Below are 19663 nucleotides of genomic sequence, written 5' to 3'. Positions count from 1 at the left end.
GAGCGCGCCCCTCAGCGGCGACGCGAGTCGTTGCGCGGGGCGCGCTCCCGTCCGTCGCTGTCCGTGCGGAGCTCGTCAGCAGGTGACGGCGCGCGCCATCCGCTCGAGCAGCTCGCGTGCGGACAGCGCCGCGGCGAGTTCGACCTCGACCGGGTTGATGCCGACGGCCCGCTCGAACTCCCGACGCCGGGCCTGGTCGGCGATCGGGACCTCGGGGCGCTGGGGGAGTGCGGCGATCGCCCGGGCCGCGGCGTCGAACGCACCGGTCGGCCGGCCGAGCTGTTCCCACATGGTGCGGACGTCGTGCGCGACCTGTTCCGGGTCGCCGCCGAACTCGAAGCCGGCCGATGCCATGGTCGCCAGTCCCTGCGCGGTGGGGTCGTTCGGGGTCATGACGGCATCGTCACACGGATGACCGCGAACGCGCTGCGAACCGGACCCCTTGTCCCCCGACATGCCGACACCCGGACCGGGGATTCTGGTGTCCCCCGATCTCCGTTTGGATGGACCTGCCCCCAGGGGCGACGCGGACAGGACGTCCGGGGACCGACGGAGGGCACGATGCTCGAACACACCAGTGCGGACACGCAGGCGGCAGCCGCCGCGGCCGCGACCCTGCACCTGCGGATCACGATCGTGGGGGCGACCGTCGACGTGTTGCGGGACGTGCCCTTCCACGAGGCCGACGCGGGACTCGTCGCCCAGCGGCTGGGGATCGGCGTCGAGGAGCTCCGACAGCACTTCCCCTCGTGGGACGGGCTCGTGCTGGCCGCCGTCGACCGGTGGAACGGCGGACGCATGGACGAGGTCGCGCGTGAGGTCGGGGACGGCTCGACCGTCCGCCTGCTGCGGGGGATCGTCGCGTCGAACGCCGAGGACCCCGCGCTCATGCGGCTGCTCGTGGCGCTGCTGTCGGTCGCGGGCAACCCGCAGCACCCCATGGCGACCTACCTCCGGTCGCGGTACCAGCTCTTCTACGCCCAGATCAAGCGCGGCCTGGAGCACGACATCGCGGTCGGCCGGGCCCCGCACACGATGGACCCGCGCCGAGGAGCCGAGCAGCTCATCGCGCTGTACGAGGGACTCCAGCTGCAGGCGATGCTGCGATCGGACCTCGACCTGGTGCCGGCGTTCGACCGTGCCGTCGCGCGGCTCGAGCGCGGCTGGATGGAGCGGTACGAGCCGCAGGCCGCACGGCGACTCTCGACGTGGAGCGACGGCGGCTGGGAGCTCTGATCCGATTCGCGCTCCGGCTGGGCCGGGGTCGGGGTGCTGTGGCGTAGTCGTTGGTTCCTCACGGAAGGAACCGACATGGCAGCAGCACCGAACCCGATCCAGGTCCAGAAGTACCTGAGCGGCATCGACTACCCGGCGTCGAAGGACGACATCGTCGCGACCGCGGAACGCGAGGGCGCGGGCGGCGACGTCCTGGACGCCCTGCGGAACATCCCGGACGGCGAGTACGACGCACCGACCGCCGTCTCGAGCGCGGTGTCGGACGCGGGCTGAGCGTGCGCGGGCGGGCCACCTGTCGAGCCTGCGCGATCGCCGCGCGGTGCGTCAGCGCGGGCGCGGTCCCCGCGGCACCGACCCGTTGCCGGGGTCGTAGCCCGAGTCACGGATGACCCGGATCGCCGTGGTGTCGTTGTGCACCGAGTGCACGACGACCCGCCGCGACCGCCGGAGGGCCCGGCGGGCGCCCGGCGTCGCCACGAGGCCGCCGAGGACCAGCCCCGCCCCGATCGCCAGCGCCACCGAGACCGCCGCGACGAAGTCCAGCGCGGCGCTCGACGACCCGGACATGAAGTTGAGCAGCGCGTTCGAGACCGCGACGCCGGGCAGCAGGGCACCGCAGAACGCCGGCACGGCGATCGCCGCCACCGCCGTCCGCATCCTGGCAGCCGCGATCGTCGCGAGGACGCCCAGCAGCACCGCGGCGATGAACGTCGCACCGAGCAGCGGGATGCCGAGTTCCCGGAGGGCCCGCAGTGCCGCGCCCGCTGCGACCGAGAAGACCACGGCGACCGGGATCACCCGCGCGCTGGCTTGTTGCACGAAGCAGTTCGCCGCGGCCGACACGACGGTGAGCAGCAGTGATGCCCAGAGCGGCAGCGTCTGTGTGACGATGCCGGACGGGTCCACCTCGATCGACAGCCACTTCGTCACGGCGATGCCGGCGGGGACCCCGACCACGATCGCGGCGATGACGAGCCCGATGTAGAACGCCCGTGCCACCGCCATCGCTCGGAAGCCGGAGATCGCGTCCTGCGCCCAGGTGACGAGCGACGGGTGCGGGAGCAGGAGCACCACGAGCGCCGCCACCATCGTGGCCGCCTGCCCCGGGTGCAGCACGCCGGCCCAGATCGCCAGGGTGCCGATGGCCGAGGCGACCGCGCCCTGCGCCCCGGAGACGAAGAACTGCGGGAAGCCCCGTCCGGTCAGCCACCGACCGGACACGATGATGCCGAGCATGAGGACGAACGCACCGAGCCCGGCGCGCCACCCTCCGCCGGCCTGCATCGAGATCGAGATGCCGAGGATCGACAGGCCGACGTCCGCCGTCCAGCGCGGCCAGCGCGGCGGGAGCCGGAGCACCGCGACGAGGGCGCTCACGGCTGACGTCATGTCGCGTTCGTCGTGCACGAGGTCGTCGACGATCTGGTTCGCCCGCGCCAAGCGGTCGAGGTCGGAGCCGTCGGACTGCACGGTACGGACCTTCACGAGCGGCGGGTGGTCGGCCGGGGCGTACTGGATCGTCACCGAGCTGCCGGAGAAGTCGAGTTCGAGCGGTGCCAGGTTCCACTTCGTCGACACCGCGACGACGGCGGTCTCCACGCTGCGGGTGTCGGCGCCGGAGGCGAGCATCACCTCGGCGAGGTCGAGGCAGAAGTCGACGATCTGCACCGGCGAGTACTGCTCGAGCGGCCGGGTGTCCGGCGTGACGTCTTCGTAGATCGTGCCGCGGAGTCGTGCCCGCGCGTCACGGATGTCGTGCTGCGCGAGGCTCCGCACGCGTGGCCGGGGTGGACGCCCGGGTCTGGCTCCGGGGAGGGACTGCTCGGCCATCCCGCCATCGTGCCAGGCGCGATCCGCCGAGTCCGGACGCGCGCTGAACGCCTCAGCGTGGACGGCGGACGCTCAGCCGACCGGCGGCGAACGCGGTGACCACCGCCCCGGCGACGACGAGCAGCTGACCGACCACCTGCTGCCACGAGTGCGTCCCCGCGACGAAGGCGTAGTCCGACAGCGGGGCGTACGCGAACCAGCCGAACGACGCCGGCGGCGCGGTGAGCGCGACCACGAGGCCCGCGACCACGGCGACGAGACCCGCCCAGAACGCGATGCCGGTCGGGGTCGCGAAGAGGTGACGTCTCACGTTCGCCAGCGTACGTGGAGCCGGACGGGAGGCGCGGTGCCAGACCGCACCGCGCCTCCCGTCCGTCACGTCGTGACGTCTCCTGCGTCGCTCGCCTACTGCTCGAACGTCGCGTGGAGCGTGATGTCGACGCCGGTGAGCGCCTTGCTGACGGGGCAGGTCGCCTTGGCGTCCTCGGCGGCCTTGAGGAAGGTGGCCTCGTCGATGCCGGAGACCTCGCCGTTGACGGTGAGGACGATGCCGGTGAGCTTGAACCCGCCGGCGCTGTCCGGGCCGAGCGAGACGTCGGCCTTGACGTCGAGGGCCTCGACCGTGCCGCCGGCCTCGCCCAGGACCGCGGAGAACTGCATGGCGTAGCAGGCGGAGTGCGCCGCGGCGATGAGCTCCTCGGGGCTGGTGGTGCCGTCAGCGTCCTCGGCGGCGCGCTTCGGGAACGAGACGTCGTACGTGCCGACCTTCGAGCTGGAGAGCTCGACCTGGCCGGTGCCGTCCTCGAGGCCGCCGTTCCAAGCAGTGCGTGCGGTGCGCGTGGGCATGGCCGCTCCTTTCGTGTGGGGGATCGGCCCCGATCGGGACCGCCGACGCCGAGTCAATCAGAGAACGATCGTTCTCGCACCTGCTCTCGGGGAAGACGCAGGCACAGTGAGGCAAGCATGCGTTATGCTGATATCTCACATACGCTTTCGAGGGGTCCCATGCGTACTCGGTTCCGTCCTGACATCGAGGGGCTGCGGGCGGTCGCCGTCCTGCTCCCCGTCATCACGCACGTGTTCGGCGTGCTGCCCGGCGGTGTCCTCGGCGTCGACGTGTTCTTCGTCCTGTCCGGCTTCCTCATCACCGGGCTGCTGCTGCACGACGTCGAACGGAACGGGCGCGTCCGGCTCGGCGCGTTCGTGGTGCGCAGGATCCGGAGACTCGCGCCGCTGAGTGTGACGGTGGTCGTCGTCACCGTCGTGGTGCTCGCACCCATCGTGTTGTCCTCGGCGCGTGCGGCACTGTTCCAGAACGCGCTCGCCGCGCTCACCGGCGTCGAGAACTGGCACCTGCAGCGGTCGTTCACGAACTACCAGGCCGCTGGCGACGGGGCCTCTCCCCTCCAGCACTACTGGTCGCTCGCCGTCGAGGAACAGTTCTACCTGGTGCTCCCGCTCGTCGTCGCCGGGTGTGCCGTCGTCGCCCGACTCTTCCGCCGCCCGCGGGCCGCGGCGACGCTCGTCGCGATCGCGATCTCCGGGGCCGTCCTGCTCTCGGTCGTCTACTGCCTCTGGCGGGTCCAGGTGAACCCTGCTGCCCTCTACGTCGACACCTTCGGTCGCGTTTGGGAGCTCGGGGCCGGCGCGCTCGCCGCCCTGATCGCCCCGCGTGTTGCGAACGTCCCCCGGCCGGTCGCGAACGGCGCGTTCGTCTTCGGTCTCGCCGCCGTCGTGGGTTCTGCCTTCCTCGTCTCGGACGAGCGGCTGGTGCCGTGGCCGGGTGCCGTGCCCGCGGTCGTCGGGGTGCTCTGCATCGTGCTGCTCGGGCACCGCGCCTCGGTCGGCGTCGGGTTCGTGCTCACGAACGTCGTCAGCCGGTTCGTCGGTCGCATCTCGTTCGCCCTGTACCTGTGGCACTTCCCCGTGGTGGTCGGCGTGCGGATCGTGTGGGGTGCCGGGCCCGTCCAAGCCTGGGCGGCCCTCGCCGTGGCTGTGCTGCTCGCCGTCGCGAGTCATCGGTGGATCGAGGTGCCGGTCCGTCGATCGCGCTGGCTCTCGTCGATCGAGCACGGTGGGTCCGCGGCGCGACGTACCGCGGCGCGGATCGCTTCCCCGGTGCTCGCGGGCGCGGTGCTCCTCTCGATCGCGAGCCAGTACAGCGTTCCCGTGGTCCGGGACGAACTCGCGCTCGCTCAGCGTCTCGCGCCATCGGCCGAGCAGTCGATCGGAGAGCGGTTCGAGCCGGGGACGCTCGACGCTGCCCTGCGTGAGCACGGCGCCGAAGCCTTCGACCCCGGAGCGATCGACGCGGCGACGATCGTCCGGTCCCGGACCGAGCTCCGCGGGTGCTTCACCTCGCCGGAGCTCGGCATTGCGCCGAAGGTGTGCTCGGACGGCGCCTCCGGAGCCTCGCGGCATGCGCTGATCATCGGCGACTCCACGGCTGCCGCCTGGTCCGACAACGTCCGGGCCGCGCTGCCGCGTGACGAATGGCGGTTGTCGGTGATCTCGAACAGCGCCTGCCCGGTCGTCGACGTCGCGGCCGATGTCTGGAGTGGAAGCCCGGAGAAACGGATCGCGTGCGACGACCGGCGCGCGCGCACGATCGCGGAGGTCGCTGACCTCGCCCCAGACCTGGTGATCGTGTCCACGCAAGAGAACGCGATGGATGACCTGTCGAGCGGTGCCACGGGTGCTCAGGCAGCCGCAGAGTGGCGAGAGGGCGCCGAGCGGCTCCTCGAGGGGCTGGCGGGACGCACTGGTTCGGTCGTGTTCCTGACGCCGCCGCCGACCGCCGCGGATCCGGCAGCGTGCGCCACACTCATCACCGGCCTGGCCGGCTGCTCGCCGACGATCCGTCAGACCGCGGAGCTCCGGGTCGCGGCAGAACAGGAGGCGGCTGCCGTCGCCCGCGAGTCCGGAGCTGACGTCCGGGTGATCGACACCCTCGACTGGTTCTGCGATGCGGATGGTCGCTGTCCCGCTGTCATCGACGGGACAGTGGTGCGGATGGACGCGACCCACATCGCCCACGGCATGGCGATGCGGCTCGTCGACCTCGTCGCGGACGAGCTGAACGGGGGTCGCGCGGGGCGCAGTTGAACGACAGGTGTAGTATTGGTGGCCGGATCCACCCGGTCCGATCGCGACGCCGCACCCTCCTGACGCCCCGACGAGTCGAGTCGACGGACCACGAGTCAAGGAGAAGGAAGGCCCCATGCGCGCCGTCGTGTTCGAACAGTTCCAGACGTTCCCGTCCCTCACGGACGTCCCGAAGCCCACCCCGGGTCCGGGGGAGGTGCTCCTCAAGGTCGCCGGTGCCGGTGCGTGCCACTCGGACGTCGCCGTCTACCGCGAGTTCCAGGCGGGACAGCCCGGCGCGCAGCAGCCGCCGTTCGTCCTCGGACACGAGAACTCCGGCTGGGTCGAGGAACTCGGCGACGGCGTCTCGGGATTCACGGTGGGCGACGCCTACCTCGTCTACGGCCCGGTCGGCTGCGGGCACTGCTCCTACTGCTCGAAGGGGCAGGACACCTACTGCGAGAACGCCGCCACGAACCCGTACGCGGGCATCGGCCTCGGGCGCGACGGCGGCATGGCCGAGTACGTCACCGTGCCCGCGCGCAACCTCGTGCCGCTCGGCGACGCCGACCCGATCGCCGCCGCACCGCTCAGCGACGCGGCCCTCACGCCCTACCACGCCATCAAGAACTCCCTGCCGAACCTGGCCGGTGGGGGCAAGTACGCCCTCGTCGTCGGGCTCGGCGGCCTCGGGCAGATCGCCGTGCAGATCCTCACGGCGCTCACCGGCGCGACCGTCATCGCGACGGACGTGAAGCAGGACGCCATGGACCGCGCTGCCGCCCGTGGGGCGGTCACCGTGCCGAGCGGACCGGACCAGGCTGCCGCGATCCGCGAGATCACCGGAGGCCGGGGTGTGGACGCCGCGTTCGACTTCGTGGGCGCGACGCCGACGATCACGGTCGCCCAGGCCTCGATGGCCGTCGGTGGCCGGTTCACCGTCGTCGGGATCGCCGGTGGCACCACCGAGTGGAACTTCTTCTCGACGCCGTACGAGTCGACCATCACGAACACGTACTGGGGCACGATCGAGGACCTGCACGAGGTCGTCGCGATGTACCGGGCCGGGCAGATCGTCCCCGACGTCGAGCGATACTCCCTGTCCGACGCGCTCGAGGCGTACCGGAAGCTCGAGGCCGGCGAGCTCTCCGGTCGCGCGGTGGTCGTCCCGACGTTCTGAGTCCGGGCGCTGCTGCGCTGGGCTGGGCTGGGTTGGGCCGCGGCTGGGCCGCCGGGCGGCGTACCTGGTCGAATCGAGCGTACCTGGTCGGAAGATTCGACCAGGTACGCCCGATTGGGCTTTCCACCGCAAGCGTCGGGGGAAAGATCGCCCCCGGGTCAGCGGCCGATCGCGTAGCCCTGCGCGCCCCGCGAGTTCGCCGCGGCGCCGAGGACACCGGTCGCGGGATCCCGGGTCACGCACGACAGGCGACCGAGGGCCCAGTCGCCGGCCCGGGTGACGACGTGCCCGCGGGACTCGAGGTCGGCGATGACGTCGTCCCCGAGGCGATCCTCGACCACGAGGCCCGCCGGCTCCCAGGTGCGCGGCCAGAACGACCCCGGGAACGAGGTGGTGTGCAGCGCCGGGGCGTCGATCGCCTGCTGCGGGGAGTACTCGCCCACGATCCACCGCAGCAGGAACAGCAGTTGCCACTGGTCCTGCTGGTCGCCGCCGGGCGAGCCGATCGCCGCCACCGGCTCCCCGTCCCGGAGCACCAGGGTCGGCGTCAGCGTCGTGCGAGGGCGCTCGCCGGGACGCAAGGTCGAGGCCGTACCCGGCTCGAGCCAGGTCATCTGCAGCCTGGTGCCGAGGCAGAAGCCGAGCTCGGGGATCGTCGGGGACGACTGCAGCCAGCCGCCGGACGGGGTCGCGCTGACGATGTTGCCCCAGCGGTCGACGACGTCGATGTGGCACGTGTCCCCGCGGGTCTCGCCGTCCGGGTCGACGAACGGTTCACCGCGGTCCTCAGCGGGAGCGGCGGGTGCAGCGGGAGCGGCGGGAGCGGCGGGAGCGGCGGGAGCACCGGACGCGGCGGCGGACGCGCGGTCCCGTGTGACCTGGACCGTCGGTTCGCCGACACCCGCGGCGACAGCGGACTCGTACGACGTCCGGACCGGGGGCACGGCGTGCGCGACACCCTCCACGGTCCCCGGACGCAGTTCCGCCGAGGCGCGCTCGCCGATCAGCGCCCGACGCTCGTCGGTGTACGCATCCGACAGCAGGACGTCGAGGGGGACGTCACCGTCACCGTAGAACGCCTCGCGGTCGGCCAGCGCGAGCTTCAGCGCCTCGGCGATCGTGTGCGCACCGAGCTCGGTCGACGGGTCGAGTCGGGTGTCCTCGAGCGGCTCGAGCAGCCGGAGGGTCTGCAGGAGCGCCGGACCCTGTCCCCACGGTCCGGTCTTCGCGATCGTGCAGCCGCGGAACTCCGCCGTCGTCGCGGGTTCGTAGGACGCCCGGAACGCCGCGAGGTCCGATGCCCGGATCACCCCGGCGTGGTCCGTCCCGGACGAGTGCCGGTGCGGTTCTTGGACGAACCGGTCGATCGCGTCGGCGACGAAGCCGTCGGCCCACTCGCTGCGAGCGGCGTCGATGCGGGCGGTCCGGGTCCCGGCGCCGGCACCGGCGGCGACGAGCCGCTCGAACACCGAGGCGAGCGCCTCGTTGCGCACCAGGTCCCCGGGGACCGGCACCGCGCCTCCCGGCATCCACTGCGCTCGGGAGGTGGGCCAGTGCTGCTGGAACAGGTCCTGGACCGCGGTGATCGTCCGGACCACCGCCGGTGCGACCGGGTGGCCGTCACGGGCGTAGCCGACGGCTGGCGCGAGCACGTCCGCGAGCTCCCACGTGCCGTGGTCGCGGAGCAGGAGGAGCCAGGCGTCGACGGCGCCGGGAACGGTGGCGGCGAGCGCGCCGGAGCCGGGGACGAGGTCGAGGCCCTCGCCGCGGTAGTGCTCCGGAGTCGCGCCGGCCGGGGCTGGACCCTGCCCGACGAGGACCGTCGGCGTCGGGTCCGTCGCGGTGGCGAACACCGCGGTGAGGTCCCCGCCGGGACCGTTCAGGTGCGGTTCGACGACGTGCAGGACGAACGCGCCCGCGACGGCCGCGTCGAAGGCGTTGCCGCCTCGCTCCAGGACGGACTGTGCGGTGGCGGTCGCGATCCAGTGCGTGGCGGCGGCTGCGCTGAACGTTCCGCGGATGTCCGGACGGGTGGGGTGTGCGGTGGGCGGCGTGAACGCGGGGTTCGGCATGTCCCCATCTTCCCCTTGTGTCGCCCGCGCGCTCGGCGCCAGCTCGAGGCACTGCTCGGCGCTCCGAAGGAGTTCTTCCAGATGTCCTGAGTGCGCACTCCGCCCCCGTCAAGGGGGTTGTGGACTCGTCACGAAAAGGTGACCATCGTTCGGCGGCGTGTCGAGAGCGCGCCGCCGAACGGTCGGGCAGGGGCTCGACCGGTTCCTTGATCAGGGGTTCCATGACCAGCACACCGTCCTCCGTCGCGCACGCACGCCGACTCCCTCGACTCGCCGCAGCGGTCGTGGCCATCGCCGTCGTCGCCGGTGGTGTCGTCGGACTCGCCGAACCGGCCTCCGCCGCCGTCGTCTACAAGGGCTCCGTGCCCGCCGGCACCATCCTGCAGCCCGGCGACTCGGTGACCTCGCCCAACGGGCAGTTCCGGCTGATCCTGCAGGGTGACGGCAACTTCGTCGAGTACGGCGTCGGCAACCAGGTGCTGTGGGCCTCGAACACCTCGAACCAGCCCGGCGCGACCGTGACGATCGGCCGCAACCGGGCGGTCGACCTCATGCGGGGTGGGAAGCGGATCGTCCGCTGGGCCTCCGCCGGCACCACGCAGTCCACGTCGTTCGCCGTCCGGGCCGACGGCACGATGGGGCTCTACGCCGGCAAGACCGCGATCGTGAACTGGACGAGCCAGCAGGGCATCGTCCCCGCGGGGAACTCGATCTACTCCGGCACCGTGCTCAGCTCGGACACGAGCGGGGCCCGGCGTCTCACCATGCAGGCGGACGGCAACCTCGTGCAGACCGTGAACCGCAAGGTCGTCTGGCAGTCCGGCACCGCCGGCCACAAGGGCGCGTGGGCCGAGCTGCGGAAGGACGGCAACTTCGCCGTCGTCGGCCGTGACGCCGCGCAGAAGAAGGTCACGCTCTGGAACTCGCGGACCGGCACGGCTGGCGCGGGCACGCTCATGGTGCAGGTGGACGGCAACGTCGTGCTCTACGGCGGCAAGGACACCCGCGTCTGGTCGACCAAGCCCGTCACCGGCTTGATGTGGCCGGTCGCGAGCACGAAGATCTCCGGCCGCTACGGCGACGACCGGGGTGCCGGCCACGTCCCGCGCTACCACCAGGGTGCCGACGCCCCCGTCGCGGTCGGCACGCCCGTGTACGCCTCCGGGACCGGCACCGTGACGAGCACCGTCGCGAACAACGCCTCGTACGGCAACTACATCGTCGTGACCTACGGCAACGTGACCGTGCTCACGGCGCACCTCAGCAAGATCGAGGTCAAGCAGGGGCAGATCGTCTCCGTGCGGACCGAGATCGGGAAGTCCGGGAACACCGGGCAGTCGACGGGGCCGCACGTGCACGTCGAGACGCGGCGGGCGGGGTCGCTGTTCGATCCGTTGACGTTGCTGCACTTCCGCTGACGCTGGGAGCGGCCCGTCCGGGTGCGGGTCGTTCTTCTCAGAGTGCCCCTGAGCGGCGAAATCCACAGGCTGATCGAGTCTCGTACGTACCATGTCACGATCGTCCGGTGACGGGAGCGAAGCGCGCAGCGATCTACATCGACGGGTTCAACCTCTACCGCCGCGCGCTCGAACAACGGCCCGAGTGTCGGTGGCTCGACGTCCGGAGGCTCTGCGAACTGCTCCTCCCAGACTTCGAGGTCACCCACGTCCGGTACTTCACCGCGCACGTGAAGTTCGTCGAGGGCGAGGACCCGGCGTCCCCTGCCCGGCAGCGCGCGTACCTCCGAGCGCTCGCAACGATCCCAGGGGTCTCGCTGCACTTCGGCACCTTCCGATCGGACCGCCGGTGGATGGCCGTGAGTCCACTCGAGCTGCAGGCCGACGGATCTCCTCGGACCGTTCGGGTGCGCAAGATCGAGGAGAAGGGGTCGGACGTCAGCCTGGCCGCACACCTCGTCTGCGACGCCATGAGCGGGGGCGTGGACGCGGTGTTCGTCCTGTCGAACGACTCGGACTTCGTCGACGCGCTGCGGCTGGCCCGGGAGCGCGCCGGCGTCGAGATCGGGTTGATCAGCCCGACGTCGGCACCCGCGCGGAGCTTGCTCGCTCTCGCACCCGATCATGTGCGGCACGTCCGCGCGGCGTCGATGCTGGCGGCACAGCTTCCCGAGCGGATCGTCGACGAACACGGCACGGTGACGCGGCCGAAGCGATGGGTGGCTGGAAGTACAGAAGCCCCGCCAGAGGCGGGGCTTCGCGCCCGGTAGTCGAGACATCCGGGGGTGTACGTCAACGCTATCCGAGACGCCGGTCACGAGCAAGCGGTGACGTCGCCGCGGTGTCGTCTGCGCCAGGCGACTTGACTCGCGAAGGGTCACGTACGCTGGTTCTGAGCGAGACGCTCGGGACGTCGCGTGTCCCTCTGGCACTCCACTCGGAGAGCAACTCGAAGCCCATCACCGTTGCCGCGGTGGTGGGCTTCAACCTTGCCCGGGGCGATCGTCCGGCGACCGCCGCACCGCGGAGCAGCCTACGGTGATGATGTGTGATGTTCCACCTGCGGTAGTTTGGCCACTGCCCGCGAAGTGGGGGCGCGAGAGATCGCATTGGTGACGGGTCTTCAACTAACGTTGGATCGACTCAGGGGAGGAACGATGGAGTTCGAAGAACGCCTTGCTGCGCTGGCCACGAAGGTCCAGAACCAGCGTGAGGCCATCCAGACCGAAGAAGCGACGAAGAACGCGTTCGTCATGCCGTTCATCTCGACGATCCTCGGCTATGACGTGTTCAATCCGCTGGAGGTCGTGCCGGAGTTCACCGCCGACGTCGGTGTGAAGCGCGGCGAGAAGGTCGACTACGCGATCATGCGCGATGGTGAGGTGCAGATCCTCATCGAGTGCAAGAAATCGACCGAGCCGCTGAAGATCGAGCACGCGTCGCAGTTGTTCCGCTACTTCTCGGTCACGAACGCCCGCATCGCTGTGCTCACGAACGGCGAGGTCTACAACTTCTACACGGACCTCGACGCGCCGAACAAGATGGACGACCGGCCGTTCCTGGTGCTGGACCTCGCGGACATCGACGAGACGCTCCTCCCCGAGCTGAGCAAGCTCACGAAGGACGTCTTCGACCTCGACTCGGTCATCAGCGCCGCAGAGGAGCTCAAGTACGTCGGCTCGATCAAGCGGGCGATCGCCGCGCAGTTCCGTGAGCCTGAGGAGGACTTCGTCCGGCTCTTCGCCTCGCGCGTGTACGACGGGCGCTTCACCCAGGAGGCGCGGACGCAGTTCACGACGCTCGTTACGAAGGCGTCGAAGCAGTTCCTCAACGAGCAGGTCAACGACCGTCTCAAAACCGCTCTCGGCGCCTCGTACTCATCGCCTGTCGAGGCGGACACCCCCGCTGCGGCCGTCACGAGTGCCGCGGTCGCGGAGGACGATCTGGACCGGGACACCGAGATCGAGACCACGCTCGAAGAGCTCGAGGGCTACCAGATCGTCAAGGCGATCGCGTGCAGCGAGGTGAAGCCGGATCGCATCGCGCACCGCGACCAGAAGTCGTACTTCGCCGTCTTGCTCGACGACAACAACCGCAAGCCGATCGCTCGCCTGTGGTTCAACGGCAAGAAGCAGAAGTACCTCGGGCTGTTCGACGAGAACAAGGTCGAGACGAAGCACCCGATCGACGCGCTCGACGACATCTACCTCCATGCCGAGATCATCCGTGCCGCCGTGGCGCGGCACCTGGCGTCTAAAATGGTTTTTGAGAATTGAGAAAGCGGCTATGTCATCGAACGCTACGCGACTAACCTGCTTCGCACTGATTTCCTCGCTAGAGGTAGACCTCCGAAACATCATACTCATCGCCCCGGAGCTTGATTCCCTAAAGTGGAGTGAGGCACTGACTGAGAAACTTCACTCGCGAAGCAACCTCTCTGAGGGCACAAAGGCTTCGCGCGAGCGGCTAATCGACTTCTTTGACTTTGCTGACGCCTTCGAGGTGATATTGGCAAACGGGGCACGATTTGGCGCCTCGGTCATCAATCGTGTGAAAAGCCAGGCCAAAGAATTGGGACGTCTCATCCAAGTCAGAAATCGAGTTGCACACTCACGCCCGATGGAGATTGACGACTTAGCGGTGACCTTGGATGTCTGTCGGTCATTTGCTGTGGGGCCTGAATGGATTGAGCTTGCACAGACGATTCGACGTTTGGAGAGCGAGCCGGAGTATGTGCTGGGACTCACTATTCAACTTCCCTCGGATCCCGTCAGAGTCACGCAGAACAATCTTCCTATCCCTGAATTCGACGAAACGGGATTCTTCGGAAGGAAAAAGGAGCTTGCTCGAATAAAAAAGGCTCTTCTTGGTCCGTATCCTGTTGTGTCCGTTCTCGGAGACGGCGGAATTGGGAAGACGGCGATTGCTCTTCGGGCCGCCTATGACCTTATAGATGATTCACGTGCTGACTACGACGCAGTGGTATGGGTTTCCGCAAAATCAACCGTACTGACCGGGGCTGAGATTCAGACGATAAGCGGAGCAATTCAGTCGTCTTTGGGCTTGTTTGAGTCGGCAGTCAACGAGATTGGAGGTACCTCATCGCCGGAGAATGCAACGACCGAGCTTTTGGGATACCTCGAGAACTTCAAAATCCTTCTCATTCTCGACAATCTCGAAACAGTCACAGACCAGCGCCTGCGGGATTTCCTGCTGGATTTGCCCCTCGGGAGCAAAGTGTTGATTACCAGCCGGATTGGCCTCGGTATCGAAAACCCGGTGAAGCTAGGTCCTCTGGACGAAGATGACTCTCTCCGACTACTGCGGGCTCTTGCGTCGATTCGCGATGTTGCCCTACTGCGTTCCATGGGAGATGGTGGCCTCAAGAACTTGGTAGCCAGGATGAATGGACACCCTCTATTCATTCGTTGGTTGGTCACTGGCGTCCAGGCGGGAAAGCGCCCAGCGGAGCTTGTAAGTGGAAATGGCATCTTGCTGGATTTCTGCATGTCGAACGTTTACGACAAACTCGACGCCGATGCCCGTCAGGTGCTCGGCGCAATGCAGGCAGTCAGGGGGTCCCGGGCTCAGGGAGAAATTGCATTCCTTTGCAACCTGGGCGCTAGACGGGTTCAAGCGGCACTCCTGCAGCTGATGACGACGAACTTTGTCATCATGAAGCGATCTGTGGTGGAGGATCTTGACGGCGTTTATGAAGTCGGAGATTTCGCGCTGCAGTACCTAGCGAAGAATCATTCGATTGATGCTCGCACACGGGGCTTATTCTCCGAGCGCTCCCAGCAGCTCCTTGACCTGGGCCATCAAATGCGCGCGGATGGAGCTCGGAACCGCTATTACTGGGCAACAATAGACGTCCGAGGGGCTCATGATGTGCCGGCCGCGCGATTCCTGGTTGAGGCGCTTCGTGCTCTCGAGAGGGGTAACCCCGACGAGGCTTTGACGGCCTGCGCTGAGGCCCAGACGCTTGCGCCTACTTACCACGAGGCATGGCGCGTGGAAGGCATCGCGCATGAAGCTCGGCACGATATCTTGTCGGCACAGCAGGCCTTCGAGGTTTCGTTTGATCTGGCCCCACAATCGGCCGTTGCGGCATATCATTTCGGTACGTTCCTGCAACGAATCGGTGATCAAACGCGTGCGTTGCAGCTACTCCAAACCGCCGCAAAGTACGACAATACCGCGCGTATTCGGCACGAGATCGCGACTGCTCATTTCTCTATTGGGAGATATCTTGAAGTCGTGGACATCTGTTCGACTCTTCTGCATGAGGCCCGTTCGGAGCGTCACGTGAACGTAGACCTTCTCCTTGCGCTGAGAGCTGCAGTATTCGGGGCGGAGCAAGCGAAGTTCGACGGTCGCCTAGCGGATGCGCTGGTTTTGATTGAGGCTGGTTACGAGTGCTTTAGGACTGCGCGCATAGAATGGCTCAGTGCTGCGCACTCCGATCTAATGGTGCGGTTGCGCGATTTGGCGGCAGTCATCGTCTCCCTGGGCGGGGGGGATACCTATATTGATTCGAAGTCGACGGAGCTTAGTTCGAAGGTTATCGATCGACTTCGCATTGTTGACGTGGCGCTACTAGGTAGAGAGACGTCCGTTGTTGCCAATTTCGACTCCGATCGTGGTTTTGGCTTCATATCGTCATTGCCGCAGGATCGCTTCTTCCATAAGAGTGACCTCATTGATCGTGCGGACTGGGAGGTTGTAGACCAGAACGTGATCGTCGCGTTCGACAGTGATGACAAAGATGGGAGAGGGCCGCGCGCTCGGCGGGTCCGAATGTTGGTTTGACTGGTCGGCACTAGCCCCTATTGTTTTCGATGGTGTCATCAAGGGTTGCCGTAGGGTTCACGGGATGGAGAAGCGCGGCGGCCAGGTGCTCGTGTTGGTGGCGATCGGGGTCGTCGCGGGAGTGCTCTCCGGCCTCTTCGGCGTCGGCGGCGGGGTCATCGTCGTGCCCGCGCTGATGGCGTTCCTGCACCTCGACCAGCGTCGGGCCTCGGCGACGTCCCTCGTGGCGATCGCCCCCGCGGCCGTCGTCGGTGCGATCACCTACGCCGTGCAGGGCGAGGTGCACTGGCTCGCAGCCCTGGCCCTCGCGATCGGCAGCGTCATCGGCGCCCCGATCGGCGCGAGACTCCTCCGAGCACTCCCGCTGCGGGTCCTGCCGTGGATCTTCGTCGGGTTCATCGCGGTCGTGCTCGTCTCGCTGTTCCTGGCGGTGCCGACGCGCGGCGGCGATGTGCACTTCGGGATCGTCGAGGCGGTCGTGCTCCTGCTGCTCGGGCTGCTCTCGGGCGTGCTCTCCGGGCTCGTCGGCGTCGGCGGCGGGGTCGTCATCGTGCCGGGGCTCGAGGTGGTCCTCGGGGCGGGAGACCTCCTCGCGAAGGGCACCTCGCTGCTCACGATGGTGCCGACGTCGGTCTCCGGCACGGTGGCGAACCTCCGTCGCCGTGCGGTGGAGCTGCGCGTCGGTCTGACGGTCGGCATCACGGCCGCGATCTGCCCCCCGGGAGGCGCGTGGATCGCCCGCCTCGTCGATCCGCAGGTGGGCACCTGGCTCTTCGCCGCGTTCCTGGTGGTGGTGGCGGTCATCGTGCTGCGCCGCGGTCGCCGGGCGGTGCCGCGGAACGAGGCGACGGACGGGGAGGTCGCGTGACGCGCCTCCAGTCCGGCGGTGGTCGGAACCCGGCGGATGCGGAAGCCGTGCTCGCGGCGTTCGCACGCACGACGGGCGACGTGCCGGCGGCGCGACGCGTCGCGCGGCAGTTCGCCGACCTCGACGAGGGCGAGCGGTCGGCACTGCTCTGGAGCGAGGACGCGGGGGCGCGGCTCGTCGCGGTCCAGCTCCTCGTGCAGGCGATGCGGGAGCAGCCGGACCCGGAGCTGACCGACGAGTACCTGTCGGCCGCCAAGGCGGATCGCTTCGACGACGCGGTGCTGGCCGACCTCGGGGCCGAGGAGCTCGTCGGCGCTCCGCTCGTCGGCGGCTCGACCGGCCCCTTGTTCGCGCTGGTGAAGTCCGACGTGGCGATGGTCCGGCGGATCGCGGTGGTCGCCACGCTGGCGTTCGCGAAGCAGGGCGACGCCGAGGTGCCGCTCGCCATCGCCGGGCGGCTCGTGCGGGAGCGGAGCGACGTCGTGCAGTCGGCGCTCGGACGGGTGCTGCGGGAGACCGGCAAGCGGGCGTCCGAGGAGGCGCTCGTGGCGTTCCTCGAGCGGCAGGGGCGGTTCCTCAGCCCGGCGGCGCGGGCGACGGCGACCGAGCACCTGCCGCCGGCCGAGCGCGACCGGTTGCGAGGCTGACGCGGCCCGGATGCGGCTCAGTCCTCGGTGGGCTCCGCGAAGACGGTCGTGAGCGCGACGACGACACCGTCACGGACCTCGACGACGTCGATCCCACGGACCGCCGGAGCTCCGACGGGCCCGAACCCCCACGCGAGTGCGCCGTGGGTCTCGGACGCGTAGCGACGCCCTTCCTCGACGAACTGGAACCCGGCGGGCACGGTCTCGAGGAGCTGCGCGGCCTTCTGCTCGAGGGCGTCCCAGCCGACGGCCGTGCCCTCGGGGTCCGTGAAGGTCACGTCGGGGGAGTACGTCCGCTCGATGGCGGCACGACGGGAAGTCGCGTCACGGTTCCCGAAGACGTCGTGGAGGTTGGCGGTCAGCAGCTCGGACACGGTGGCCATGCCCGGAGCCTAGCCTGGGCCGATGCACACCGAGGTGCCCCGTCCGCACATCGACGCCGCACTCGTGGAACGGCTCGTCGCGCGGCAGTTCCCCGAGTGGTCCGGGCTGCCCGTGCGCGAGGTCGATCCGCAGGGCTGGGACAACCGCACCTACCGCCTCGGCAGCGATCTGGCGGTCCGGTTGCCGAGCGCGGCCGGCTACGTGGCGGCGGTCGAGAAGGAGCAGCGGGTGCTGCCGTACCTGGCGTCGCGGCTCGACGTCCCGGTGCCGGAGCCGATGGGTCTGGGCGTCCCGGACGCGGACTACCCGTTCCCGTGGTCGGTCCGGCGCTGGATCGACGGGACGGTCGCGCTGCGGGCCGTGGGCCTCGACCGACTGATCTTCGCCGCCGACGTCGGCGCGGTGCTCCGGCAGCTGCGTGCCGTGCCGGCCGGGGACGGACCGGTCGCCGGCGAGCACTCCTTCCACCGGGGAGCGCACCCCTCGTACTACGCGGCCGAGGTGGTCGCGGCCCTCGACGTGCTCGGGGACGCCGTCCACCGCGGTGCGTGCGAAGCGGTCTGGGGTGCGGCGACGGCCTCGGCCTGGCACGGGCCGGCCGTCTGGTTCCACGGCGACGTGGCTCCGGGCAACCTGCTCGTCGGCGCGGACGGGCGGCTCGCCGCGGTGATCGACTTCGGGACGTGCGGCGTCGGCGACCCGGCATGCGACCTCGTCCTCGCCTGGACGTTCCTCGACGGCGACGCCCGACGGGTGTTCCGCGACGCGGTCGGTCTCGACGGCGACACATGGGCGCGGGCGCGGGGGTGGGCGCTCTGGAAGGCGCTCATCATGCTCGCCGGCACCGCCGGGCCGGGGGATCGGCGCGAGCACGCGGCGGTGCTCCGGGCCGTCCTGGCCGATGCCGTCGCGCCCTAGTGCGCCAGCGCGGCATCCAGCGCGAGGTCGAGCGCTGCCTGCTGCCCCTCGGGCGTCCACCGCTCCGGGTCTCCCGCCGTCAACACCGTGATCCCCTCGATGGTCGCTCCCAGGGTCGCCGCGCGACCCTCGCACACCGGACCCGGGAGGCCGGTCGCGCTCCCGAGCAGCCGCGCGAGCCGGTCGGCGAAGGACCGGCTGTTGGTCACGTGCCGATCGCGCAGCACCGGGTCCCCGAGTGCTGCGGCGAGGAACGCGACCCACGCGCGGGCCTCGGCGAGGCGTGCGGCATCGAGGGCGAGCGCGCCACCGGCGACGGCCCGTACGGCGGACGCAGGATCCGGAGCGTCCGCCTCGAGCGCATCGGCGCGGACCCGGGTGCGGTCGTGCAGGACGTCCCGCGCGTGCAGGAGCAGGGCGCGTTTGTCGGGGAACGTGTGGAGCACGAGACCGGTGGTGCAGCCGGCGCGCTCGGCGACGGCGCGGAGCGTGAGTCCGGTCGGGCCGAGGTCGGCGAAGGTGGTGAAGACGGCCTCGGACAACCGGGCCCGCTGGGCGGCGTCGTCTCGGATGCGGGGCACCTCGGTAGCGTAACAGGTGTTACCGTAACGCTTGTTACCGAAAGGATCACCATGCGCTGGACCATCACGACCATCCCGTTCGACCACCCGGACGCCGACCGGCTCCGTCGGGCGCAGCGGCAGGAGCTCGACGCGCGGTACGGCACGAGCGACCACGAACCCGGGGTCCCGCCGAGCGCGGCGGACGTCCCGGTCTTCGTCCTCGCGCGCGACGAGGACGGCGCGGCGATCGCCTGCGGTGGGCTCCGTCCACTCCCGGACGAGGTGCTCGGCGCCGGAGTGGTCGAGGTCAAGCGGATGTACACGGCGCCGTCCGCTCGGGGGACCGGTGTGGCGACGGCGGTGCTCCGCCGGCTCGAGCAGGAGGCGCAGTGGGTGGGGGCGCGCTCGGTGGTCCTCGAGACCGGAACGGAGCAGCCGGACGCGATCCGGTTCTACCAGCGTGAGGGCTACACGGCGATCCCGCTCTTCGGCGCCTACGTCGGGTCGACGAACTCGGTGTGCTTCGGTCGCCGGTTCGAAGTCGACGCGAGGACGGAGCACACCTCGGCGTGAGAGCCCGGCACCGCGCACGGCGACGACGAGTGCAGGGGG

19 protein-coding genes are annotated in these 19663 nt (G+C 69.3%); 12 read left to right on the top strand and 7 right to left on the bottom strand.

Annotated features, from left to right (window positions below):
• Nucleotides 1-75 precede the first annotated feature (75 nt).
• Complete coding sequence (locus Q7F20_RS05835; protein WP_305739174.1) at nucleotides 76-393, bottom strand: hypothetical protein; 318 nt, start codon at nucleotides 391-393, stop codon at nucleotides 76-78.
• A gap of 168 nt (nucleotides 394-561) precedes the next feature.
• On the opposite strand from Q7F20_RS05835, the gene Q7F20_RS05830 reads away from it, so the two are divergent.
• Nucleotides 562-1236 carry a TetR/AcrR family transcriptional regulator gene (locus Q7F20_RS05830; RefSeq protein ID WP_305739173.1) on the top strand — a complete coding sequence of 225 codons (675 nt, stop codon included), beginning with the start codon at nucleotides 562-564 and terminating at the stop codon, nucleotides 1234-1236.
• A 75-nt stretch (nucleotides 1237-1311) separates the two neighbouring features.
• Nucleotides 1312-1509, top strand: a complete 198-nt coding sequence (locus tag Q7F20_RS05825) for a DUF2795 domain-containing protein (protein ID WP_305739172.1) — start codon at nucleotides 1312-1314, stop codon at nucleotides 1507-1509.
• Between the two features lie 51 nt (nucleotides 1510-1560).
• Here Q7F20_RS05825 and Q7F20_RS05820 read toward each other — a convergent pair whose 3' ends face one another.
• From Q7F20_RS05820 to Q7F20_RS05810, 3 genes are all read right to left on the bottom strand, one after another.
• The gene (locus Q7F20_RS05820; protein WP_305739171.1) at nucleotides 1561-3066 is read right to left on the bottom strand and encodes a threonine/serine exporter ThrE family protein; all 1506 of its coding nucleotides are present in this window, start codon (nucleotides 3064-3066) and stop codon (nucleotides 1561-1563) included.
• A gap of 52 nt (nucleotides 3067-3118) precedes the next feature.
• Nucleotides 3119-3376 carry a hypothetical protein gene (locus Q7F20_RS05815; protein ID WP_305739170.1) on the bottom strand — a complete coding sequence of 86 codons (258 nt, stop codon included), beginning with the start codon at nucleotides 3374-3376 and terminating at the stop codon, nucleotides 3119-3121.
• 95 nt (nucleotides 3377-3471) lie between these two features.
• On the bottom strand, nucleotides 3472-3912 hold the full coding sequence (locus Q7F20_RS05810) for an OsmC family peroxiredoxin (RefSeq protein WP_305739169.1): 441 nt from the start codon (nucleotides 3910-3912) through the stop codon (nucleotides 3472-3474).
• A gap of 159 nt (nucleotides 3913-4071) precedes the next feature.
• Between Q7F20_RS05810 and Q7F20_RS05805 the strand changes: the two genes are divergently transcribed.
• Both Q7F20_RS05805 and Q7F20_RS05800 read left to right on the top strand, forming a co-directional pair.
• Nucleotides 4072-6171: an acyltransferase family protein gene (locus Q7F20_RS05805; RefSeq protein ID WP_305739168.1), complete on the top strand. Its 2100-nt coding sequence runs from the start codon at nucleotides 4072-4074 to the stop codon at nucleotides 6169-6171.
• Nucleotides 6172-6286: 115 nt separating this feature from the next.
• Nucleotides 6287-7330 (top strand): NAD(P)-dependent alcohol dehydrogenase, encoded by a 1044-nt coding sequence (locus Q7F20_RS05800; RefSeq protein WP_305739167.1) that lies wholly within the window; start codon nucleotides 6287-6289, stop codon nucleotides 7328-7330.
• 158 nt (nucleotides 7331-7488) lie between these two features.
• Here Q7F20_RS05800 and Q7F20_RS05795 read toward each other — a convergent pair whose 3' ends face one another.
• Nucleotides 7489-9402, bottom strand: a complete 1914-nt coding sequence (locus Q7F20_RS05795; protein ID WP_305739166.1) for a gamma-glutamyltransferase family protein — start codon at nucleotides 9400-9402, stop codon at nucleotides 7489-7491.
• 221 nt (nucleotides 9403-9623) lie between these two features.
• On the opposite strand from Q7F20_RS05795, the gene Q7F20_RS05790 reads away from it, so the two are divergent.
• From Q7F20_RS05790 to Q7F20_RS05765, 6 genes are all read left to right on the top strand, one after another.
• Entirely contained in the window at nucleotides 9624-10820 is a 1197-nt protein-coding gene (locus Q7F20_RS05790; RefSeq protein WP_305739165.1) for a peptidoglycan DD-metalloendopeptidase family protein, read from the top strand.
• Between the two features lie 107 nt (nucleotides 10821-10927).
• On the top strand, nucleotides 10928-11629 hold the full coding sequence (locus Q7F20_RS05785) for an NYN domain-containing protein (protein WP_305739164.1): 702 nt from the start codon (nucleotides 10928-10930) through the stop codon (nucleotides 11627-11629).
• A 387-nt stretch (nucleotides 11630-12016) separates the two neighbouring features.
• Nucleotides 12017-13135, top strand: coding sequence for a type I restriction endonuclease (locus Q7F20_RS05780; RefSeq protein WP_305739163.1), 1119 nt, complete (start codon nucleotides 12017-12019; stop codon nucleotides 13133-13135).
• A 343-nt stretch (nucleotides 13136-13478) separates the two neighbouring features.
• Nucleotides 13479-15671 carry an NB-ARC domain-containing protein gene (locus Q7F20_RS05775; protein WP_305739162.1) on the top strand — a complete coding sequence of 731 codons (2193 nt, stop codon included), beginning with the start codon at nucleotides 13479-13481 and terminating at the stop codon, nucleotides 15669-15671.
• Between the two features lie 64 nt (nucleotides 15672-15735).
• A complete protein-coding gene (locus Q7F20_RS05770) occupies nucleotides 15736-16539 on the top strand; it encodes a TSUP family transporter (RefSeq protein WP_305739161.1) in 804 nt (267 codons plus the stop codon).
• Nucleotides 16536-17186, top strand: coding sequence for a DNA alkylation repair protein (locus Q7F20_RS05765; RefSeq protein WP_305739160.1), 651 nt, complete (start codon nucleotides 16536-16538; stop codon nucleotides 17184-17186). Before Q7F20_RS05770 ends, Q7F20_RS05765 begins: the two co-directional genes overlap by 4 nt.
• 17 nt (nucleotides 17187-17203) lie before the next feature.
• On the opposite strand, the gene Q7F20_RS05760 is transcribed toward Q7F20_RS05765, so the two are convergent.
• On the bottom strand, nucleotides 17204-17569 hold the full coding sequence (locus Q7F20_RS05760; protein ID WP_305739159.1) for a nuclear transport factor 2 family protein: 366 nt from the start codon (nucleotides 17567-17569) through the stop codon (nucleotides 17204-17206).
• 22 nt (nucleotides 17570-17591) lie between these two features.
• Here Q7F20_RS05760 and Q7F20_RS05755 point away from each other — a divergent pair, with 22 nt between their 5' ends.
• The gene (locus tag Q7F20_RS05755; protein ID WP_305739158.1) at nucleotides 17592-18488 is read left to right on the top strand and encodes an aminoglycoside phosphotransferase family protein; all 897 of its coding nucleotides are present in this window, start codon (nucleotides 17592-17594) and stop codon (nucleotides 18486-18488) included.
• Here Q7F20_RS05755 and Q7F20_RS05750 read toward each other — a convergent pair.
• On the bottom strand, nucleotides 18485-19069 hold the full coding sequence (locus Q7F20_RS05750) for a TetR/AcrR family transcriptional regulator (protein WP_305739157.1): 585 nt from the start codon (nucleotides 19067-19069) through the stop codon (nucleotides 18485-18487). The two genes, Q7F20_RS05755 and Q7F20_RS05750, sit on opposite strands and share 4 nt — an antisense overlap.
• A 51-nt stretch (nucleotides 19070-19120) precedes the next feature.
• Here Q7F20_RS05750 and Q7F20_RS05745 point away from each other — a divergent pair, with 51 nt between their 5' ends.
• Nucleotides 19121-19624, top strand: a complete 504-nt coding sequence (locus Q7F20_RS05745; protein ID WP_305739156.1) for a GNAT family N-acetyltransferase — start codon at nucleotides 19121-19123, stop codon at nucleotides 19622-19624.
• The last annotated feature ends 39 nt before the right edge of the window (nucleotides 19625-19663 follow it).

This window comes from Curtobacterium sp. A7_M15 (genome assembly GCF_030705415.1).
Taxonomy (GTDB): Bacteria; Actinomycetota; Actinomycetes; order Actinomycetales; family Microbacteriaceae; genus Curtobacterium.
Note: the sequence above shows the minus strand (reverse complement) of the source record. Positions and strands in the feature narration are given on the sequence as shown.

Excerpts from the sequence above, each read along its gene's own strand:
- Q7F20_RS05835 (WP_305739174.1), bottom strand. The coding sequence starts at position 393 with ATGACCCCGAACGACCCCACCGCGCAGGGACTGGCGACCATGGCATCG.
- Q7F20_RS05830 (WP_305739173.1), top strand. The coding sequence starts at position 562 with ATGCTCGAACACACCAGTGCGGACACGCAGGCGGCAGCCGCCGCGGCC.
- Q7F20_RS05825 (WP_305739172.1), top strand. The coding sequence starts at position 1,312 with ATGGCAGCAGCACCGAACCCGATCCAGGTCCAGAAGTACCTGAGCGGC.
- Q7F20_RS05820 (WP_305739171.1), bottom strand. The coding sequence starts at position 3,066 with ATGGCCGAGCAGTCCCTCCCCGGAGCCAGACCCGGGCGTCCACCCCGG.
- Q7F20_RS05810 (WP_305739169.1), bottom strand. The coding sequence starts at position 3,912 with ATGCCCACGCGCACCGCACGCACTGCTTGGAACGGCGGCCTCGAGGAC.
- Q7F20_RS05805 (WP_305739168.1), top strand. The coding sequence starts at position 4,072 with ATGCGTACTCGGTTCCGTCCTGACATCGAGGGGCTGCGGGCGGTCGCC.
- Q7F20_RS05800 (WP_305739167.1), top strand. The coding sequence starts at position 6,287 with ATGCGCGCCGTCGTGTTCGAACAGTTCCAGACGTTCCCGTCCCTCACG.
- Q7F20_RS05795 (WP_305739166.1), bottom strand. The coding sequence starts at position 9,402 with ATGCCGAACCCCGCGTTCACGCCGCCCACCGCACACCCCACCCGTCCG.
- Q7F20_RS05790 (WP_305739165.1), top strand. The coding sequence starts at position 9,624 with ATGACCAGCACACCGTCCTCCGTCGCGCACGCACGCCGACTCCCTCGA.
- Q7F20_RS05780 (WP_305739163.1), top strand. The coding sequence starts at position 12,017 with ATGGAGTTCGAAGAACGCCTTGCTGCGCTGGCCACGAAGGTCCAGAAC.
- Q7F20_RS05775 (WP_305739162.1), top strand. The coding sequence starts at position 13,479 with ATGGAGATTGACGACTTAGCGGTGACCTTGGATGTCTGTCGGTCATTT.
- Q7F20_RS05770 (WP_305739161.1), top strand. The coding sequence starts at position 15,736 with ATGGAGAAGCGCGGCGGCCAGGTGCTCGTGTTGGTGGCGATCGGGGTC.
- Q7F20_RS05760 (WP_305739159.1), bottom strand. The coding sequence starts at position 17,569 with ATGGCCACCGTGTCCGAGCTGCTGACCGCCAACCTCCACGACGTCTTC.
- Q7F20_RS05755 (WP_305739158.1), top strand. The coding sequence starts at position 17,592 with ATGCACACCGAGGTGCCCCGTCCGCACATCGACGCCGCACTCGTGGAA.
- Q7F20_RS05745 (WP_305739156.1), top strand. The coding sequence starts at position 19,121 with ATGCGCTGGACCATCACGACCATCCCGTTCGACCACCCGGACGCCGAC.